At 59.7% G+C, this 18,323-nt stretch carries 15 protein-coding genes; 6 read left to right on the plus strand and 9 right to left on the minus strand.

Translation table 11 applies throughout. The annotated features are described in order from the left end of the window. The first annotated feature begins 467 nt into the window (after positions 1-467). Complete coding sequence (locus tag ADN01_RS02200; RefSeq protein ID WP_062417555.1) at positions 468-1,196, plus strand: alanyl-tRNA editing protein; 729 nt, start codon at positions 468-470, stop codon at positions 1,194-1,196. Here ADN01_RS02200 and ADN01_RS02205 read toward each other — a convergent pair. Further along, complete coding sequence (locus ADN01_RS02205) at positions 1,169-1,924, minus strand: YwaF family protein (protein ID WP_062417554.1); 756 nt, start codon at positions 1,922-1,924, stop codon at positions 1,169-1,171. The two genes, ADN01_RS02200 and ADN01_RS02205, sit on opposite strands and share 28 nt — an antisense overlap. 95 nt (positions 1,925-2,019) lie before the next feature. Here ADN01_RS02205 and ADN01_RS02210 point away from each other — a divergent pair, with 95 nt between their 5' ends. Beyond that, positions 2,020-6,303 (plus strand): PAS domain S-box protein, encoded by a 4,284-nt coding sequence (locus ADN01_RS02210; RefSeq protein ID WP_062417553.1) that lies wholly within the window; start codon positions 2,020-2,022, stop codon positions 6,301-6,303. On the opposite strand, the gene ADN01_RS02215 is transcribed toward ADN01_RS02210, so the two are convergent. The 4 genes from ADN01_RS02215 to ADN01_RS02230 all read right to left on the minus strand — a co-directional run bounded on the left by ADN01_RS02215 (position 6,300) and on the right by ADN01_RS02230 (position 10,600). Beyond that, positions 6,300-6,818, minus strand: coding sequence for a hypothetical protein (locus tag ADN01_RS02215; protein WP_062417552.1), 519 nt, complete (start codon positions 6,816-6,818; stop codon positions 6,300-6,302). The two genes, ADN01_RS02210 and ADN01_RS02215, sit on opposite strands and share 4 nt — an antisense overlap. A 202-nt stretch (positions 6,819-7,020) precedes the next feature. Continuing rightward, positions 7,021-8,097: an RIO1 family regulatory kinase/ATPase domain-containing protein gene (locus ADN01_RS02220; protein WP_062417551.1), complete on the minus strand. Its 1,077-nt coding sequence runs from the start codon at positions 8,095-8,097 to the stop codon at positions 7,021-7,023. 269 nt (positions 8,098-8,366) lie between these two features. Then, positions 8,367-9,365 (minus strand): mechanosensitive ion channel family protein, encoded by a 999-nt coding sequence (locus ADN01_RS02225; RefSeq protein WP_062417550.1) that lies wholly within the window; start codon positions 9,363-9,365, stop codon positions 8,367-8,369. Then, positions 9,362-10,600, minus strand: a complete 1,239-nt coding sequence (locus ADN01_RS02230; RefSeq protein ID WP_062417567.1) for an L-serine ammonia-lyase — start codon at positions 10,598-10,600, stop codon at positions 9,362-9,364. The genes ADN01_RS02225 and ADN01_RS02230 overlap by 4 nt, the downstream gene beginning before the upstream one ends. A 214-nt stretch (positions 10,601-10,814) precedes the next feature. Here ADN01_RS02230 and ADN01_RS02235 point away from each other — a divergent pair, with 214 nt between their 5' ends. The 4 genes from ADN01_RS02235 to ADN01_RS02250 are packed head-to-tail and all read left to right on the plus strand — an operon-like array spanning position 10,815 to position 13,538. Beyond that, complete coding sequence (locus tag ADN01_RS02235) at positions 10,815-11,054, plus strand: 4Fe-4S dicluster domain-containing protein (protein ID WP_062417549.1); 240 nt, start codon at positions 10,815-10,817, stop codon at positions 11,052-11,054. 10 nt (positions 11,055-11,064) lie between these two features. Continuing rightward, positions 11,065-12,180 carry a 3-methyl-2-oxobutanoate dehydrogenase subunit VorB gene (gene vorB / locus ADN01_RS02240; RefSeq protein ID WP_062417548.1) on the plus strand — a complete coding sequence of 372 codons (1,116 nt, stop codon included), beginning with the start codon at positions 11,065-11,067 and terminating at the stop codon, positions 12,178-12,180. Positions 12,181-12,194: 14 nt separating this feature from the next. Continuing rightward, positions 12,195-12,977: a thiamine pyrophosphate-dependent enzyme gene (locus tag ADN01_RS02245; RefSeq protein ID WP_174232582.1), complete on the plus strand. Its 783-nt coding sequence runs from the start codon at positions 12,195-12,197 to the stop codon at positions 12,975-12,977. Between the two features lie 12 nt (positions 12,978-12,989). Beyond that, positions 12,990-13,538, plus strand: coding sequence for a 2-oxoacid:acceptor oxidoreductase family protein (locus ADN01_RS02250; protein WP_062417547.1), 549 nt, complete (start codon positions 12,990-12,992; stop codon positions 13,536-13,538). Between the two features lie 76 nt (positions 13,539-13,614). Here ADN01_RS02250 and ADN01_RS02255 read toward each other — a convergent pair whose 3' ends face one another. The 4 genes from ADN01_RS02255 to ADN01_RS02270 all read right to left on the minus strand — a co-directional run bounded on the left by ADN01_RS02255 (position 13,615) and on the right by ADN01_RS02270 (position 18,320). Then, complete coding sequence (locus tag ADN01_RS02255; protein ID WP_062417546.1) at positions 13,615-15,252, minus strand: hypothetical protein; 1,638 nt, start codon at positions 15,250-15,252, stop codon at positions 13,615-13,617. A gap of 156 nt (positions 15,253-15,408) precedes the next feature. Continuing rightward, positions 15,409-16,368: an LCP family protein gene (locus ADN01_RS02260; protein ID WP_062417545.1), complete on the minus strand. Its 960-nt coding sequence runs from the start codon at positions 16,366-16,368 to the stop codon at positions 15,409-15,411. Between the two features lie 96 nt (positions 16,369-16,464). Beyond that, positions 16,465-17,604, minus strand: coding sequence for a DegT/DnrJ/EryC1/StrS family aminotransferase (locus ADN01_RS02265; RefSeq protein ID WP_062417544.1), 1,140 nt, complete (start codon positions 17,602-17,604; stop codon positions 16,465-16,467). Continuing rightward, positions 17,601-18,320, minus strand: coding sequence for a sugar phosphate nucleotidyltransferase (locus ADN01_RS02270; protein WP_062417543.1), 720 nt, complete (start codon positions 18,318-18,320; stop codon positions 17,601-17,603). Before ADN01_RS02270 ends, ADN01_RS02265 begins: the two co-directional genes overlap by 4 nt. Positions 18,321-18,323 lie beyond the last annotated feature (3 nt).

Raw genomic sequence — 18,323 nt, forward strand, 5'->3', positions numbered from 1 at the left:
ACCAGTTATGATAAAGGAGGTCGGTCGGCATTGGTTTACTCCGTTTCTAAAATGCTTCCGGAAAACCTATTTTAGTGGAGATCTGGTGCCGATCAACTATTCTTTTGTTAAAGTGTCAGGTGGCTAGAAACCAGATAAGAAATCCTTTGCGTCCTTGGCGTCTTGGCGGTACAAAAAGCCTCAGCGCATTGTAACTGAACCGCAAAGGCGCAAAGAGCGCCAAGAAAATAAGATAAAAACCCTTTGCGTCCTTGGCGTCTTGGCGGTACAAAAAGCCTCAGCGCATTGTAACTGAACCGCAAAGGCGCAAAGAGCACCAAGAAAATAAGATAAAAACCCTTTGCGTCATTGGCGTCTTGGCGGTGAGGCTACGGTCCGGCCATCCCTATTATACAATCGGAAGCGCCCGTCGGACAAAAAAGAAAGCGCGGGTATAATCAAAACAAAGTCCAGAAAGGGAGACCCCCATGACCGTACCCCTCTATCAAACCGACAGCTACCTGCGCGAATTTACCGCCGCGGTCACCGCCGTGGACGAAGCCGCCCACGCCGTCCTCTTGGATCAAAGCGCCTTCTACCCCGGCGGCGGCGGCCAGCCCTGCGACCAGGGCTGGCTGTGGGTGGGCGCTGAAAAACTCACTGTCGAGAAGGTGAAAAAAGGCCCCGAAGGCGCCCTGCACTTCCTCAGCGCAGATTGTCCCTTACCCGCAGTCGGAACCGCCCTGCGCGGCGAGCTGGATTGGGAGCGCCGCTATGCCCTGATGCGCACCCACACCGCCATGCACATCCTGTGCGGCGTGGTCTTCCGCGATTACGGCGCCCAGGTCACCGGCGGCGACATGGAACCCTTGCAGGGACGTATGGATTTTGAATTCGAAGCCCTCAGCAAAGACTTGGTCGGCCTGATCGAAGCCGCCGTCAACGCCGAAGTGGCCGCCGCTCACCCTGTCCGCGTGCAGATCCTGCCGCGCGAAGAGGCCTTCCAAATCCCCGACCTCATCCGCACCAAGATCAACCTGCTGCCCCCCGGCATCCCTGAGGTGCGCACGGTGGAGCTGGTGGGTCTCGACCTGCAGGCCGACGGCGGCACGCATGTGGGCAGCACCGCCGAAGTGGGCCCCGTGCGCATTGCCGATTACAAAAGCAAGGGCAAAATCAACAAGCGCATCTATTTGGAGCTGAGCCCGTCCGCCTGAACCGCCGTCCGCCGGGCGCGCAGATCGCGCACAAAGAAGGGCGCATACATCACCAACACAAACACCAGGCCCAGCAGCTCAATCACCGCAATGTACCACGGCCAGGGCGGCAGCACGTCTAACAAACTGGCGGTTTCGGGTTTGTGGGCGATGAACAGATAGTTGCTGCCGATCAGCAAATTGAACACAAACACCGCCGCCAGATAGATGTTTCCGGTGATAAACACGCGCTTCAAAGAGGCCAGGGTGGGTCGGTAACCCTCCACCCAGGTGAGGGCCAGCGCCGCCGTCACCAGCGTACCGTGGCTGAGGATCACCTGAAAAAAGCGGAAATGCGGAAAGCCGTAGATCCCCGCGTCCGGCGTCAGCAGGGCCTGCAGCGCCCCCGGAATGCCCAGCAGATAGGCGAACTCGTAAATGCGCTGGTTGCCCGTGATCAGCATGTAAATGGAAAGCCATACCAGCGCGCTGCACAGGTGCAGCGGCAGCATGGTTTGCAGCGTCCACTGCCCCGTGGCCGCGTTCCAGCCGTGCCAGCTCAATTCCACCACCAAAAGCACCCCCGCCAACACATAGCGCAGGGTGCGGCGCCCGGCCTCGCTGAACCGGCGGCGGAAGAGGAAGATGAGCACATTCACCAGAACCACCCCCGCCAGAGCCGCCAGATGCGCCGTGCCAAACAAAGCAAAAGGTTCACCGTGATAATCCAACGCGAAAAATTCGTTCATGCGCCACCTATGACAAATGGATTTTGACGATTGTAGCAGAAATCCCGCCCCTGTCCAATTGACCATCCGCCGCAAAATCAAGATATACTACCCCTATGAGCGCCGCCCCCCAGTTACCCGATGACCTCTTCCAGGCGATCGATCAGTTCGCCCAGCCCGCGCTGCTGCTCCGCCAGGACGGCCAGATCGCGCATCTGAACCCGGCGGCCAGCGCCCTGCTGAGCGAATATTCCCCCCAACTGCCGCTGGAACTGGCTGCCGCCCGCCTGGAAACGCCCTCGGTGGGCTGCCTGCTCCTGCCCCACGGTAAGCTGCGCTACACCAGCCTGCCCACCGCCTCGCCCGAGGAGCCCTTGTGGTGGGTGGAACTCTCGCGCGACCTCGCCAGTCTGGAGGCGATTGCCTCGCTGGTGGAACAATCGCTGGATTGGGAAATCTGGGCGGACGCCGGCGAGGTGGGCCTGGCTTCCTCACGCGCCTGTTATAAAGTCACCGGCTACACCGCCGAAGAGATGATGGATCCGCGGGATTTGCTGGCATCGCTGATCTACCCTCCCGATTGGCCGGCCGTGCTTCAGCACCGTGTGGACAGCCACCAAAACACCCGCGATTTCATGCAGATCGAATTCCGCATGAAAGATGCCCAGGGTGAACTGCTGTGGATTGAACACTCCTGTCAGCCGCTGTATGACGAAAACGGGTTCTACATGGGGCGGCGCCTCATCAACCGCGACATCAGCCAGCGAAAAATGGCCGAGCAAACCCTGCGGCTGCAAAACGAGCTGACCCTCACCTTCAGCCGCACCCATGATCTGCGAAAAACGGTGGCGATCCTGCTGGAGCGGCTCACGGAAATTGAGGGTGTGGACTGCGGCGGATTTTATATGGCAGACACCGGCAGCCAAGAATTGAGACTGGTGGCTCACCGCGGGGTCTCGGATGCGTTCGTCCGCGCTTCTGATCAGGTGCTGGCTCAGCAGCCCGGCCTTATGTTGGAAAATATACCCCACTGCTTTTTCGGCAAATTTCAGGAACTGCCCTTCAATCACCAATTGAAAGCCTCCCGCCAGGAAGGTCTGCGCGCCTATGCCAGTCTGCCAGTCGTCAGCCAGGGCCAGCTTTTATGCATTGTGACCCTGGCCTCCCACACGGTGGATTCGTTTTCCAGCCGCTCGCGCGAATTCCTGGAAATGATCCCGGCTTATCTTTCTAGCCTGCTGGAATCGATCCGCACCGAACAGGAGCTGCAAGAAAAAAGGCTCAACCTTGAATCCCTGTTTGATTCCATCAGCGACCTGGTGTATATCATCAGTCTGGATGGGCAGTTGGTTAATTTTAACCATGCCGTGGAGCGCGAATTAGGCTGCTCGGACGCAGCCTTGATGGGCATGCATCTGTTTGACCTGTTTGCCGGGTCAGAACAGGCGGCCGTACGTCAGTATTGGGAAGAGATCCTTTCCGGCCGGCGCACCCTCTTTGAGCTGCCCCTGCGCAAATGCAGCGGGGAGATGGTGATGGCCGAAACGCGGGTGTCGCGGGGAAAATGGAAAGATAAAGAAGTTTTCATCTTCTTCAGCCGCAACATTCAAGAGCGTATCGAAGCCCAAGAGAAGCTGCGCGCGCAAAAAGACCTGTTGGACAATATCATCAATACCGCTCCGCTCTCCATCTTCGCCAAAGACCTGGATGACCGCTACATGGTGGTAAACCAGCAGTTCGCTGGCAATTACGGTCTGCCGGTGGAAAGCCTGGTGGGACATAGAGATGACGAATTTATCATCAACCCGCGGGGGCTTGAAAATTGGCGAAACGAAAACAGCAGTGTGCTGAGCGGCGAACAGGAACGCCTTGAGATTGAAGAGGTGGTTCAACTCTACGGCGGTGAAATTCGCCATGTACACACGGTCAAAACCCGCCTGACCGACAGCAAAGGTGCGCTCCTCGGCCTGCTGTGCATCTCCAACGACATCACCAACCAAAAAATAGTGGAAGCCGCCTTGCGCTCCAGCGAAGTGCGTCTGCGCAGCATCTTTGAAAACGCCAGCACCGGCATCGGCATCAGCGATCTGAACGCCGTCATCCTGGATAGCAATCCTGCCTACCAAAATCTGGTGGGCTACACCGCCGAGGAACTTTCCGGTATGCCCTTTGCCCAACTATCGCACCCTGAGGATCTCTCCCCCGATCTGGATTTGTATCAGGAACTGATCTCCGGCCAGCGCAGCCAATACCAGTTGAAAAAACGGTTGGTGCATAAAGATGGGCACATCGTGTGGGTCAATTTGAGCGTAAATCTGGTACGCAACGCGGCCGGTGAGCCGGAATTTGTCCTGGCCAACCTGGAAAACATCACCGCGCTCAAGCGTTCAACCCAACAGCTCGAAGCCGCCAACGAGGAACTGCGCCGCACCGTGCAGCAAACCGACCGCCTGGCGCGGGCTGCCAGCGCCGCCAGCCAGGCTAAAAGCGAATTTCTGGCCAATATGAGCCACGAAATCCGCACTCCCCTCAACGGCATCCTGGGCATGACCGGCCTGATGGCCCAAACCCCGCTCTCCCCCGAACAGTGGGATTATCTGCGCACCATCCAAGACAGCGGCGATCTGCTGCTCAACATCATCAATCAGGTGCTCGACTTCTCCAAGATCGAAGCCGGAAAGATGGAACTGGCGCCGCAGATCTTTGATCTGAGCACGGGTATTGAGGCCGTGGTGGATCTGATGGCTCCCGCCGCAGCCGAAAAAGGCCTGTATCTGGTGTACCAGATTTCCCCCCAAACCCCCACCCAGGTCACCGGCGACCTGACCCGCCTGCGGCAGGTGTTGGTGAACCTGCTTGGCAACGCCGTCAAGTTTACCGAACGGGGAGAGATCTGCCTGCGCGTGCAAAGCCAGCCCCTGCAAGGCAGCACCCAGCAGGTGGAATTCATCGTCCAGGATACCGGCATCGGCATCCCCCCGCAGCAGATGAGCCGCCTGTTCGAATCCTTCACCCAGCTCGATTCTTCCCTGCGCCGAAAATTCGGCGGCACCGGCCTGGGGTTGGCCATCAGCAAACGGCTGGTAGAGATCATGGGCGGTGAAATCACGGTGGAAAGCCAGCCCGGCCAGGGCTCCACCTTCCGCTTCGCCCTGCCGCTGGAGGTCATCCCCAGCGATTCCGAACACAAACCCGCGCCCTTCCCCCCCGACAGCCACCTGATGATCGTCACAGCCTGCCCTTCTACCGCCGCGGCCCTCAGCGAATGGCTGACGGCCTGGGGCGCGCAGGTGCACGTCTTCCACCAGGGCGAGCAGGCGCTTCTCTACTCGCCCCCCCGCGTGGATGCCCTCATCACCGACACCGACCTGCCTGGCTGGCAGGAAGGCCGCTTTAAGGCAGCGCTGGAGGCCGCCCTGGGCCGCACTCACCTGCCCACCCTGCTCATGACCTCCGTGCTGGTGGCCAAAGCCAGAACTCTGCCTGCCAACACGGCTGTGCTCACCCGCCCTGTCAAACCTCGCGGCCTGCATCAGGCCCTCAGCCAGCTGCTTTCCCCGCGCACTCACCGCCGTGCAAGCCACCCTAGCCCCTCGCAGCCCCGCAAAGCCCCCCGCCTCCTGCGCATTTTGGTGGTAGAAGACAACCCCATCAATCAGAAGGTGGCCCACAACATGTTAAGCCACCTGGGCTACGCCGCCGATCTGGTTAGCAACGGGCAAGAGGCACTGCAAGCCCTGCAAAACCGCGCCTACGACGTGATCTTCATGGATGTGCAGATGCCGGAAATGGACGGCATCGAGACCACGCGCAAGATCCGCGCCTCCTTCCCGCTCGACCGCCAGCCGCGCATCATCGCCCTGACTGCCAACGTGCTGTCTGACGACCGTCAGCGCTATGTGAGCCTGGGTATGGACGACTACCTCAGCAAACCGCTGCGCCCGCAGGATTTACAGCGCGTCCTGGGTGAAGAAGCTGAGCCTGCCCCAACCCAAACTCAGCCTGTCCCGCCGTCAGCGGATGAAACCCCTACCTCGCTGGGGACCGACCCCATCGTTCCGTTGAACCTCCAGGAAGACCCCCAGTCCGCGGCCCTGGCGGATGAACTGATGGAGCTGTTTATCCAAACCAGTCCCGCCGATCTGCAGGCCGTTGCCGCCGGTTTAGAGCGCGGCGATGCTCGCCAGGTGTTCCTGTACGCGCACAAATTAAAAGGGTCGGCATCTGTCTTTCATGCCGGCCCTCTGGAACAGCTTTGCAAAGAAATAGAAATTTTGGGGCGCAGCGAAGCCCTGGATGAGGCCCGCTTACGTTTGCCCGCCCTGCAGCAGGAGTTGTCGCGCGTGATTCAGGCTCTGGAAGCCCTGCGCGCTGCGCGCAAGCCCCCCACCAGCGGCTAACGCCCCCGCATCAGCGAACGCACCAGCAGGGCCATCCCTGCCAGGATCATCACCGCCGGCCACACCAGGTTGAAGTTCAGGTTAGCCGTAAACAGCGACCAGATCACCACGAAAGCCAGCACCGAGATGACAAACATGAAGGCCCCCACCCGGCGCGCGCCCCTTTCACCCCCGTTCAAAAAGCTGGAGATGACCATGCCCAGCCCCACAAAACCTGGGATCAACGACCAGATGTAAGCCCAGCTGCCCCAATCACCGGTGACGTTCTGGTAGTACAGAATGCCGCCGATGCCGGCCAGGATGGTGCCGGGGATGGCCAGCCCGCCGCTGCGCCCCAACAAGGCCGCCAACAGAAAAACGCCCCCCAGGCCAATCACAAACACCGGCCAGGGAAAGCGTTCCCCAAAAATGCGCGTGAACCAGGCAGGCGAAAGCTGCCATAAGAGGAAGAATACGCCGAGCAGCACCAACAGCAGCCCGCCCGAAAGATTGCCTTGCCGTTCTTTAGATGCCATCTGTACACGCTCCATATCAAATTGATCTGATCTATCATAGCATATCTACATCCTGCGGGCACAAAAAAACCCCGCCGATGCTCCAGAACACCGGCGGGGAAAACCAAGGGGGAAAGCTGCTTATGTTCTGCCCGATAGTCCTTTTATACCCGATTCCAGTCCCATATTCGCCCACCTCTTGGACTGTTTCGACCCTGGCCACTTAGCCAGGTTTTTCTTCCTCGCGCCGCACCTGTTCCCAAAAACCGCGGTCGGCGGCGTCCTCCGCGTTCAAATAGCGCAAATCCACCTGGGGACCGCGGCGGTAGCCCGCCTTGCGCCATAAATCCCCTGCCAAAGCGCGCGGCTCCACCCGCAGACCCTGTTCCTGGAAATATTGGCAAATGCGGGTCACATCGCGCACAAAAATACCGTAGGCCGAAGGGTTCTGTTCGGGGTCAATGGCCTGAGGAAAATCAATCAGGGTGATCTCCTCATCCCAGTACAAAATATTGAAGGCCGAAAGGTCGCCGTGAATACGCCGGCAGGCCAGCAGAATTTCCAGGTTGTGCACCACCCGTTCAAACAGCGGCCGCACCAGGCGGCGGGGCAGATCCACGCTGTTCAGCGTGGGGGCCGCCGTGACCGCGTCGCCCACGTAGCCCATCAGAATGGCGTTGTGGCCGCGGGCAAAGGGCTGGGGCGAATCGGCTCCGGCGGCGTGCAGCTTCAGCAGGGTCTGGTATTCATGCTCAATCCAAGAAGCGTGCAGCAGCTCCAGCCCCAGGGTACTGCGTTTGCGCATGGCGTGCAGCAGCCCGTCGTCTTCAATCACCCTCCCGCTCGAATCCAAATCGGTGCGGCCCTCGCGGTAGATGTGATCCTTGCGCAAATTGCGCAGCCGGCGCGGGCGGTACACCTTGGCCGCCAGCCAGGGCACGCCGCTGGTGGGGTTGGCCGCGCACAGGTACACATTGGCCTCTTTGCCGCCTTTCACCAGGCGCAGCACGTCGTCAAACCAGCGGTGCTCATAAAACTCGCCCAGTGAATCGCGCAGCCAACCGGCCTCGTGGCGCGAGGCCTGATAGGAGAAGTTCAAGTTCTCACGACTTTCGTCCTCTGTGCCCAGGCGGCTCAGCGCGTCTTGGGCAGCACGGTCGCGCACACCCGGGGCAGGCACGGTGGGCAACTTTTTTGCTTTTTGGCGGCCGGTCAGGCTGTGCACGCCGGTCACATGGCCAAAGGTGTCCACCAGTTCATCAAATTCTTCGTCAAAGCTAGGCTGAGGTTTCGTTTTCATACCCTTTTGCAGAAAATCTATCCAAAAATGTCCTTTGCCTGCGGCTGTCCGCGGTAGAGAATCAAAAAACCGCAGGCCAATGCGCGCCTGCGGTTTAAACCCATCGCAAACCAGCTATTGCGGGGAAACCACCCGAGGCACGCGCAGCAAACACGAAGAGCGTTGAGTCAAGACTGTCATCAGTTTTCGTGCCTCCTTTCGTCAAAGACTGGAATACGGCCAGTGTACACGAAAAGCGCACACGGGTCAAGAGACCCGCGGCGGCCAGTTTACGGGCGGATGCGCTGCGCCAGGGTGATACCCTCAGCCTCAAACCGCTGGTAAATGGCCAGCAGCACCGCCTGTTGGATGTCCATAAATAAATCGTATTCCGGCCTTTCCACAAAGTAAACGCATTCAAACACCGCCCCAAAATCACCCAGGGCTTTCAAGTGCGCCCGGCCAAAAATCACCTGATCTCGCCCCACCACACATTCTCGGAGCAGTTCAGGGATGCGCTGGAGCACCGCCTGGGGGGTGGTGTAGGCCACCACCACCTCAAACCCCACCCGGCGTCGTTCCATCTTCTGAAAATTGCGAATACGGCTGTTGAGTAAATCCGAGTTGGAGAAGATCACCTCTTCCCCCGGCAGCCCACGCAGGCGCGTGCTCTTCAGGCCGATATGCTCCACCGTGCCGGTGAACTCGCCCACCGTGATGACGTCCCCAATCACAAAAGGCTTATCCAGGGTGATGGACAGCGAGGAAAACAGATCGCTCAAAATGTTCTGCACCGCCAGGCCCACGGCGATGCCGGTGATGCCCAGGCTGGCGATCAGGGTGGTGATCTCCACATTGGGCAGGTTGTCCAACATCAGCACCACCACCACCACCCAAACGCCCGCCTTCAGCAAAATGCCCAAGGCGTTCAAATTGGTGGCCTGGGCGGCATCTTTTTCGGTCTGTTCGCGCATACGGCGTTGAACCCACATCTGAACCCAGCCCGAAAACCACAGGCCCACTTGCAGCAGAACCGCCAACACCACCCCCACACGGAGCCCCTCACGCCACGGCGGCGAAAGGTGCAGCGCCAGAGAAGCGGCGTAGGCGCCCGCAGCCAGGATGAAATAGCCGCGCGTGCGCTGCGCCAAGACCGTCACAAAAGCCAACGGGGTCTCCCGCCGCGTCAGCAGCCAGCGCAAAAGGAACAGCCCCGCGCTCGCCCCCACCCACAGCCCCAAAGACGTCAGCCATTGGGCCAACGAATTACCCCAAAGCACCCAGTTCACGCCCCATCCTCCTCGCTCAGCGCCTGCCCGTCCTGCGGGGGAAAGCGGTAAGCCTTGGCCAGGCCGCCGTTGGCCGTTTCGCGGTACAGCGAGGGCAAATCGTGGCCGGTTTGTTCCATCACCTCCACCACCTCGTCAAAAGACACGCGGTGGCTGCCGTCCGAATATCCCGCGTAATTGGCACAGGTCAGGGCGCGCGCCGCCGCGAACACGTTGCGCTCGATGCACGGGATCTGCACCAGGCCGTCCACCGGGTCGCAGGTCAGCCCCAGATGGTGCTCCAGGCCCATCTCGGCGGCGTATTCAATCTGGCGCAGCGTGCCGCCCATCAGCTGGGTGGCAGCCGCCGCGGCCATAGCGCAGGCCGCCCCAATCTCCCCCTGACACCCCACCCGCGCCCCAGAAATGGAGGCGTTGTGCTTGATCAAATTGCCCACCAGCCCGGCCGTGGCCAGGGCGCGCAGCAGGCTTTCTTCGTGCAGGTGCAAACTCTCGGCCAGATGGTACAGCACCGCCGGAAGCACCCCGCTGGAGCCGCAGGTGGGCGCGGTGACAATCACGCCGCCCGCCGCGTTCTCCTCCGCCACCGCCAGGGCGTAAGCGGGCAAAAAGCCTTCTTTCAAGAAATTCTGGCCCATCATGGTCATTTTACGGTGCAGCGCCCAGGCCTTGCGCGCCACTCCCAGGCCTCCCGGCAGCGCGCCCTCGGTGCGCAGCCCGCGCTGGACGGAATCCTGCATGGCCGCCCACACCTGGCGCAAATAATCCCAAATCTCCGGCCCTTCGCGCGTTTCCACGTATTCCCAAAACGAACGCCCATTTTGCGTGCAGGTTTTCAGAATGGCGCGCATGGTGTCCAGGTCATACACCGAGCTTTGCGCCTGGGGGTGCTGCGCATCCATCAAAGCCCCGCCCCCCACCGAATACACCTCCCACGAGTCCAAAACCGCGCCAACTGCCGAAAGGCCCTCAAAGCGCATCCCATTGGGGTGCAGCGGCAGGCTCTCCTCCGGCAGCCAAACAATCTCCACCGGCCGGGGGGCCAACGCCTGCAAAATGGCGGTGTCGGTCATGTGCCCGCGGCCGGTGGCCGCCAGGCTGGAAAACAGGGTGACGCGAAAAGCCTGCGCCTGGGGGCAGCGTGCCAAAAATTGCTCGGCGGCCCACTGCGGCCCCATGGTGTGGCTGCTGGAGGGGCCGTGTCCAATGCGGTAAAGTTCCCGAATCGAGTCCATCATGCCCCCGATTATACCTGTAGAGCGAGGGAAAAGGGCGCGCCGGGGCCTTTTTTTGCCTCCTGAGGATGTGATAAGTCGCTTGCATCCAATGACGGTTGACACTATGCGGATTCGGAAAAGATACCCATAATGAAAGATGATCCGAGAATATTACCGAAATTGTCCGGTTCTCGGGAATCCATCTTCCAGGGTCAGTTTGTAAGGAGGACTCATGCCCCCAAAGGGTCGAATTGAAGTCGATGAAAAGTATTGCAAAGGCTGCGAGCTGTGCGTGGATGCCTGCCCGCAAGATGTCCTGGGGTTGGCTGCCGAACGGATTAACGCCAAGGGTTATCACCCGGCGGAATTGATCGAAGCGGGGTGCACGGGCTGCGGCATTTGCACCATCGTCTGCCCCGAAGCGGCCATTACCGTGTATCGTGAAGTCACCAAAGCTCAGGGCAATCAATAAGGAGGCCAGTATGGCACGCGAACTGCTTAAAGGCAATGTGGCCATCGCCGAAGCGGCCATTCGGGCCGGTTTAACATCCTATTTCGGCTATCCCATCACTCCTCAGACCGAACTGCTGGAATACCTTTCCGCGCGCATGCCCGAAGAAGGCCGGGCTTTTGTTCAGGCCGAAAGCGAACTGGGCGCGATTAACATGGTGTACGGTGCGGCCTGCACCGGCGCGCGCGTGATGACCTCTTCCTCCAGCCCGGGCATCAGCCTGATGCTGGAAGGTTTATCGTATATCGCCGGAACCGAAGTGCCGATGGTGCTGGTGGATGTCATGCGCGGCGGCCCCGGCCTGGGCAACATCGCCCCGGCCCAATCCGATTACAACCAGATCGTGCACGGCGGCGGGCACGGCGATTATCACGTCATCGCCCTGGCCCCGGCCAATGTGCAGGAAGCCATTGACATGACTGTGCTGGCCTTTGACCTGGCCGAGAAATACCGCTCCATCGCCGTGGTGCTGATTGACGGCTCGCTGGGTCAGATGATGGAACCGGCCGAACTGCCGCCCTTCAAACCTCTGGCCACCCAATTCCCCGAATGGGCCGTACGCGGGGCCGAAGGCGGGCGCGAACGCCGCTTCCTCAGCTCCATTTACCTCAGCCCGCCCGAAGAAGAAAAGGCCAACCTGCGCATGCTGCGCCGCTGGAAAGATGTGGAAGCCAACGAGATCCGCTACAAAGAATACTTCATGGAAGATGCCAAATACGTCGTCACCGGTTTTGGCTCTTCTGGGCGTGTAGCCCTCTCGGCGGTACGCGCCGCCCGGGCCGAAGGCATCCCGGTCGGCTTGCTGCGCCCCATCACTGTCAGCCCCTTCCCCTACAAGGTCTATGAAGAACTGAGCAAGAAGGTGGACGGCATGCTGGTGGTGGAAATGAACACCGGCCAAATGCTGGAAGATGTACTCAAGGCCGCCCAAGGGCGCACCCCGGTTGAATTTTACGGCCGTGTGGGTGGGATCGTGCCGCTGCCGGATGAAATCCTCACCGAGATCCACCGGCTGGTTGAGGAAAAGCCCGCCGTCGGCGGCCACCCGCGTGACCGCTGGATGGACCGCATGATCAAGATGAATTAAGAGGAGCGGACCGCATGAATACCTTAGAACAGGATTTGGAAAAATTAGTTTACGAACGGCCCGACACCCTGGTCGAAACCACCACCCATTACTGCCCCGGCTGTACGCATGGTGTGGCCCACCGCCTGATCGCGGAAGTGATCGAAGAAATGGGCCTGCGCGACCGCACCATCGGCGTGGCCTCGGTCGGCTGCTCTGTTTTTGCCTATAACTACTTCGATTTTGACTTCGTGCAGGCCCCCCACGGCCGTGCCCCGGCCATGGCCACCGGCGTCAAGCGCACGCTGCCCGACCGCGTGGTGCTCACCTACCAGGGTGACGGCGATCTGGCTTCCATCGGCATGGGCGAAATCGTCCACGCGGCTGCCCGCGGCGAAAATATCACCGTGGTCTTCCTGAACAACGCCAACTACGGCATGACCGGCGGCCAGATGGCCCCCACTACCCTGCCTGGGCAGAAGACCAGCACCTCGCCCAGCGGACGCGACGTGGAAACCGCTGGTTTCCCCATCCGCGCCTCAGAAATGCTCAGCACCCTGGACGGCTCCAGCTATGTTGTCCGCCGCAGCCTGCACGACCCCAAGAGCATCCGCCTGGCCAAGAAGGCCCTGCGCACCGCCTTTGAAGTGCAGATTCGCGGCCTGGGCTTCTCGATGGTCGAACTGCTCTCCATTTGCCCGACCAACTGGGGCATGACCCCGGTCGATTCGCTCCACTGGCTGGAAAGCAATATGCTGCCCTATTATCCCGTGGGCGATTACAAAATCAACCCGATCGTCGCGGAAATTAAGATCTAGGCGGAGGAACGCATGCAGACCGATATTATCATCTCTGGTTTTGGCGGGCAGGGCGTGCTCTTCGCCGGGCAGCTGCTCAGCTACGCTGCCATGGACGAAGGCAAAAACGTCACCTGGATCCCCTCCTACGGGCCAGAAATGCGCGGCGGCACAGCCAACTGCACTGTGGTCGTCTCGGATGAAGAAATTGGCTCGCCGATGGTGCGCTTCCCCGACGCCGTCATCGTCATGAACCTGCCCTCGCTGGATAAATATGAATCTCTGGTCAAGCCGGGTGGGCTGTTGGTGATCAACACTTCCATCATTGACCGCAAAGCCACCCGCACCGATATTCGCGTGGTGGAAGTGCCCGCCAATGAAATCGCCGAAGAAATCGGCGACCGCCGCCTGACCAATATGGTGCTGCTGGGCTGCCTGGTCTCCAACCTGCCCATTCTGCCCCTGGCCGCCATCAGCAAAGCGCTGAAGGAACACCTGCCCGCGCGCCATCAGAAACTCATTCCGGCCAACATGCAGGCCATCGAAAAAGGCGCCTCCTTCCAGGCTGCGCCCGTGCGCTGAGTTTTCTGCCTACAGAAAAACAAAAATGGAGCTGTCTGGAAAACACAGACAGCTCCATTTGATTCAGCCTTCGTGCTCAGGCCTGCGGCGCGGATTGGGGCAGCACCGGCGGGGCGTACATGCCCACGCCGCGGTGCACCGATTCATCCCACTGATTGGAAACCGAGCGCAGCACGCCGTTGGTCACATCCACCCCCAGAGTCTCCTCGGCAAATTTGCGCGCCAAGGCCACCATTGCCGGCAGCGACGCGGCAAAATGGGCGGGCGCATCTGGGGAGAAGAACACCAGCGAACGCGGCTCCATCGTCACTCCCCATTCGGGGTGTTCGTTGGTCAGCGCCTCCAGCTCAGCATACAGGGCATCCGCACTCACCGCCCCTTCGGCCAGCAAAACACGGTTGTACAGCTCGCGCAAAAACGGCAGGTAATAGCTGCGCAGCAGCTGGGGGACCTCGTTGGCTTCGCGTTTTGTTTCGGCACTGCTCACCAAAAAGCGCACCACCGAGTTCTCATATTCGGTCAAAGCCTTATCCAGCGAGCCTTCCGAGTTCCAAAAGCGCATCAGCAAATTGGCGCCGCTGCTCGCTCCAGCGGAGGTCATCATGGAAACCCCCGAAAGCCAGCCGTTTCGCCCCGAAAGCCCCGCGATGGAGTAAATGGGGCGCTCCTTCAGAACCGGCTGAGTCTGGGCTTCGGTCAGAATCTCATTGGCTTTTTCTACCGAGATCCCCAGCACATCGCTCAGCTCTTTGCCGCTTGTCTCGCGCGGGCCGAACACATCCCCATAGTTCTTGGAGACCTCAATCACCTGACCCTGCGCGTCGGTAAACACCAGCACGTGCGTGTTGGGGACCACCGGCAAAGCCAGCTCTTTGGTGCGCACCGAGTTCAGATCAGTAAAAATACGGAAGATCAGAAACAGCCCCACAAGCCACGAAGCGTAAGACAACGTCAGGCTGGCGTCCACCAAGATGGAACTGAGGAAATTATTCTGATTGTTGAGATAATACAGACCGTTTGCATCCACCAGGGAGAACGCCAGGTTTTCAATCGCGTGGAAAATGAAGCCAATCCCAAAGAAGACCCAGGCATTCCCATATTGGCCTTTAGGCTGAGTAAACAACACACGCAGCGCTAAAGCCAGCAACAGTCCTTCGGACAGGGGGTACAGCAGGTTCAGCACGCTTTCCACCACCCGCGAAGGGGTAATATCATTCAAAATCGGTGCCAAAATCCACACGGTTGTGAAGATGAAGACCGCGATAATTGCCGACCAGAGGATGACCTTGTAGCGCGTTTCCTCCATTGGCGGTAAATCACGGATGCGCAGGAACAAAGCCGCTGCAAAAGGCAAATACCCTACCAGCCAAAAGATATCTGCGCCCGATGGGTAGGGAATTTCCTCTTGGGTCAGGCTGGCGATCACCCACCAGAACTCAGCCGCTGTCCACAAAGCCCAACCAATCAGCAGATTCAGCCATATGCCGCGGATCTTGCGGTTATCCTTAATCCTGCGCCACACCCGCACAGCCATCACCATGACCGCAACCACCAGGGGCAAGAGAGCAAAGTGATTGACCACAATCACAACCTCAGCATCGCCCACATAAAACAGGTTAAAGAGCAGGTACACTGCCACGGCGGCCAGCGTCCAATACAACTGCACGCGCGTCAACCCTAAGATGTTTTGCTTCGAATTGGATGTTTGTGCCATTGTCCCGTTTTGGATACTCCCGCGGTGAGATTCGATCTCAAGATGATAAAAATTATACCTGTTTTCTCAGCGCGCGAGTCCAAAAACGAGGATAAAGTCTGCCAGCCGCGTCTCACAGAAAAAGACGCGGCTGGCCTGGAGAAATATCAGTCCCCTTTACTTCCCCAAGAATTCCAGAACCGACTTCTTGGTGGCCGCCAGGTCTTTCAACTGCACCGCGCCGTCCGCTGCGGTGGAAAGCTGATCCGCGGGGATCGAACCCAATTGGATTTTTCCCGCACCCACTTCGCGCGTCAGGCAAGCCAAAGCGGTGATTTGCTCTGGGCTCAGGTCAGTGATCAGCAGGTCCTTAAACTGCGTGTACAGGTCAGGCACTTTTGCAAACACCGCCGGATCCGCCAACTTAATCAACAGCCCGCTCATCACGCGGTTCTGCCGGTCGAAGCGGGCCGCTTCGCTTTCGCCCGCTCCAAAATAGCGGGCGTAAAGTTCAGCCGTCTTGCCGTCCATGGTCTGCTTGCCCGCTTTGATTTCGACGCCGCTGACCGTCACCGTCTGGGCCACGTCCACCTCAATGCCGCCCAGGGTATCCACCATGCTGGACATGGCTTTTTCCTTCACCGTGGCGTAGTGGTTAAGGGTCAGGCCAAAATTATCCACCAGCACCTGGCCGATGGCATTGGTCGCGGTGATATTGCCTTCCGGCGTGTCGCCAGCCTGCTTTAAAACCGCTGTATAGGCCGGTCCCAGGCGGGCTTCGGCGATATCGTAGGGCTTGGCCAGCGCATCCGTTTTCAGCCACAAATCCCGCGGCAGGGACAGCACCGAAAGAGAACGGGTGTCAAAATTCGCCTTCACCACGCGAATGGCATCCGCACCCGCCGGAACTTCCCAGACGTAGTCATCGCGCCCAATCACCAGGATGGTGAGGCTGCCGGACATGCCGCAGACTTTCTCGGCATTGGCCGCTGGGGCGGCCGTCGGCTCGGCCTGGGCCAGATCCAGCTTCATGGCGGGGGCCAGCGGCGCGCGGAATGCCCGCACCGCCAGGGCGCCGCCTGCCAGCAGTGCCACCAACAGCGTGATCACTATGATTTGACCGATGATTTTTTTCATTTCGCCCTCCTTTTCTGCTTAAAACAACGCTTTAACCATCATACCACCTTCACAAGGTTTCGCACCTGTGAATTTTTGGAGGCTTGCCGCCCGCCGCTACGCGCGCAGCGCCTCGGCCAGCGTATCCACCACCAGGCTGACGTCTTCGGTGCTCATCCCCGGGTAGAGGGGCAGGGTCAGTTCGCGTTCCGCCGCGGCTTCGGTCACCGGCAGCGGCACGTGCTCCGGGTGAATCCGGCGGTAATACGTGAATAAATGCGAGGGCGGATAATGGATGCTGGTTTGAATGCCCGCGGCTTTCATAGCTTCCATCACGCGCACGCGCGAGGTGCCTTCCGGCAGAATCACCGGCAGGAGATGACAGGAGGAGTGTTCTTCCCGCCCCAAAAACGGCAATCCCACCTGCGGCAGGCTTTGCTGCAAGCGCTGGTGATATTCGCGGGTGAGTTCGCGCCGCTTGTGGTTATTGCCCGGCAGCTTGCCCAGCTGCACCACGCCGATGGCCGCGCGCAGCTCGTCAATGCGGTAGTTGAATCCCAATTCGACCACGTCATAGCTCCAGGCGTGGCCGCGGTGGCGGTCCCAGGTCAGGCTGGTCATGCCGTGCGAACGCAGCAGCCGCAGCCGTTCTGCCAGGGCGTCATCCTGGGTCACCACCATACCGCCTTCGCCCGTGGTCATATTCTTGTTCGAGAAGAAGCTGTAGCAGCCGATGTGCCCCAACGTTCCCAGAGCGCGCCCTTGCCAGTCTGCCCCCACCGCGTGGGCGGCGTCTTCGATCAGAGTCAAATGGTGTTCTTCCGCCAGGCGAAAGAATTCTTCCATGCGGCAGGCATAGCCGCCGTAGTGCATGAGGATGATGGCGCGCGTGCGCGGGGTGATGCAGGCGGCTGCCGCCTGAGGCGAAAGGGTCAGTTCGTCCAGCGAAAGCACATCTGCAAAGACCGGTGTGGCCCCCGTGTAGCGCACTGCATTCGAGGTAGCCACAAAGCTCAGGGAGGGCACAATCACCTCATCCCCCGGCCCCAAACCTGCCGCCGCACAGGCCATGTGCAGGCCCACCGTGCAGTTACTGACCGCGATGGCGTGTTTCGCCCCGCTGAACTGCGCAAAGTCATGTTCAAAAATCTGCGTCTTTTCCCCCATTGTCAGCCAGCGGCTTTGCAGCACCTCCTGCACTGCCGCCATCTCTTCCGCGCCCAGGTCTAAATCCGCCAGCGGAATTCGCCAGTTCATGCGTCTGCCTCCGGTAAAAATTGGCTGCGCATGGCCTCAAAATCTTCCGAAGCCTGCGCGTAATCGTCCGGCCGCCCCAAATCTTGCCAGTAGCCGCTGAACGGAAAGCCCACCACCTTTTCCCCCGCCGCCAACAGGCGCAGCACCAGATCGGGGAAGTCCAGATACTGGCCGGAAGGGATGTAGCTGCGCACGCGCGGCTCAAATACATAAATGCCCATGCTCACCTGATAGGGGATCACTGGCTTTTCAATGTAGCCGCTCACCTGCACCCCACCGTCCAGAGTCTCGATCACCCCCAGGTCAATTTTCACCTCTCGCCGGTGCATGGCAATCGTGGCCGCGGCACCCTGGGCGCGGTGAAACGCCAGCAGCTCGCGCAGATCCAGGGTGGTGAGCACATCCCCATTCGACACCAAAAAGGTGTCGTCCAGCCCGTCCACCAGGGCGATCGGCCCAGCGGTTCCCAAAGGTTCCTTTTCATAACTGTAAGAAATCTTCATATCCCACTGACTGCCGTCTTGAAAAAAGGCGCACAGCAGATGTGCCAGGTGGCCGACGGTCAAAACCGCCTCGTCCACACCAGCCCGCTGCATCTGACGCAGAAGCACTTCCAGAATGGGCATATTCCCAATCGGCATCAAGGGCTTGGGTAAAATTTTGGTATAGGGCGCCAGCCGCGCTCCTTTGCCTCCGGCCAAAATTACAGCTTTCATATT

Origin of the sequence: Levilinea saccharolytica, assembly GCF_001306035.1 — a bacterium.
Classification (GTDB): domain Bacteria; phylum Chloroflexota; class Anaerolineae; order Anaerolineales; family Anaerolineaceae; genus Levilinea; species Levilinea saccharolytica.

Bases quoted from the DNA above. Each gene is read 5' to 3' on its own strand.
- ADN01_RS02200 (WP_062417555.1), top strand. From the start codon at position 468: ATGACCGTACCCCTCTATCAAACCGACAGCTACCTGCGCGAATTTACC.
- ADN01_RS02205 (WP_062417554.1), bottom strand. From the start codon at position 1,924: ATGAACGAATTTTTCGCGTTGGATTATCACGGTGAACCTTTTGCTTTG.
- ADN01_RS02210 (WP_062417553.1), top strand. From the start codon at position 2,020: ATGAGCGCCGCCCCCCAGTTACCCGATGACCTCTTCCAGGCGATCGAT.
- ADN01_RS02215 (WP_062417552.1), bottom strand. From the start codon at position 6,818: ATGGCATCTAAAGAACGGCAAGGCAATCTTTCGGGCGGGCTGCTGTTG.
- ADN01_RS02220 (WP_062417551.1), bottom strand. From the start codon at position 8,097: ATGAAAACGAAACCTCAGCCTAGCTTTGACGAAGAATTTGATGAACTG.
- ADN01_RS02230 (WP_062417567.1), bottom strand. From the start codon at position 10,600: ATGGACTCGATTCGGGAACTTTACCGCATTGGACACGGCCCCTCCAGC.
- ADN01_RS02235 (WP_062417549.1), top strand. From the start codon at position 10,815: ATGCCCCCAAAGGGTCGAATTGAAGTCGATGAAAAGTATTGCAAAGGC.
- vorB (WP_062417548.1), top strand. From the start codon at position 11,065: ATGGCACGCGAACTGCTTAAAGGCAATGTGGCCATCGCCGAAGCGGCC.
- ADN01_RS02245 (WP_174232582.1), top strand. From the start codon at position 12,195: ATGAATACCTTAGAACAGGATTTGGAAAAATTAGTTTACGAACGGCCC.
- ADN01_RS02250 (WP_062417547.1), top strand. From the start codon at position 12,990: ATGCAGACCGATATTATCATCTCTGGTTTTGGCGGGCAGGGCGTGCTC.
- ADN01_RS02255 (WP_062417546.1), bottom strand. From the start codon at position 15,252: ATGGCACAAACATCCAATTCGAAGCAAAACATCTTAGGGTTGACGCGC.
- ADN01_RS02260 (WP_062417545.1), bottom strand. From the start codon at position 16,368: ATGAAAAAAATCATCGGTCAAATCATAGTGATCACGCTGTTGGTGGCA.
- ADN01_RS02265 (WP_062417544.1), bottom strand. From the start codon at position 17,604: ATGAACTGGCGAATTCCGCTGGCGGATTTAGACCTGGGCGCGGAAGAG.
- ADN01_RS02270 (WP_062417543.1), bottom strand. From the start codon at position 18,320: ATGAAAGCTGTAATTTTGGCCGGAGGCAAAGGAGCGCGGCTGGCGCCC.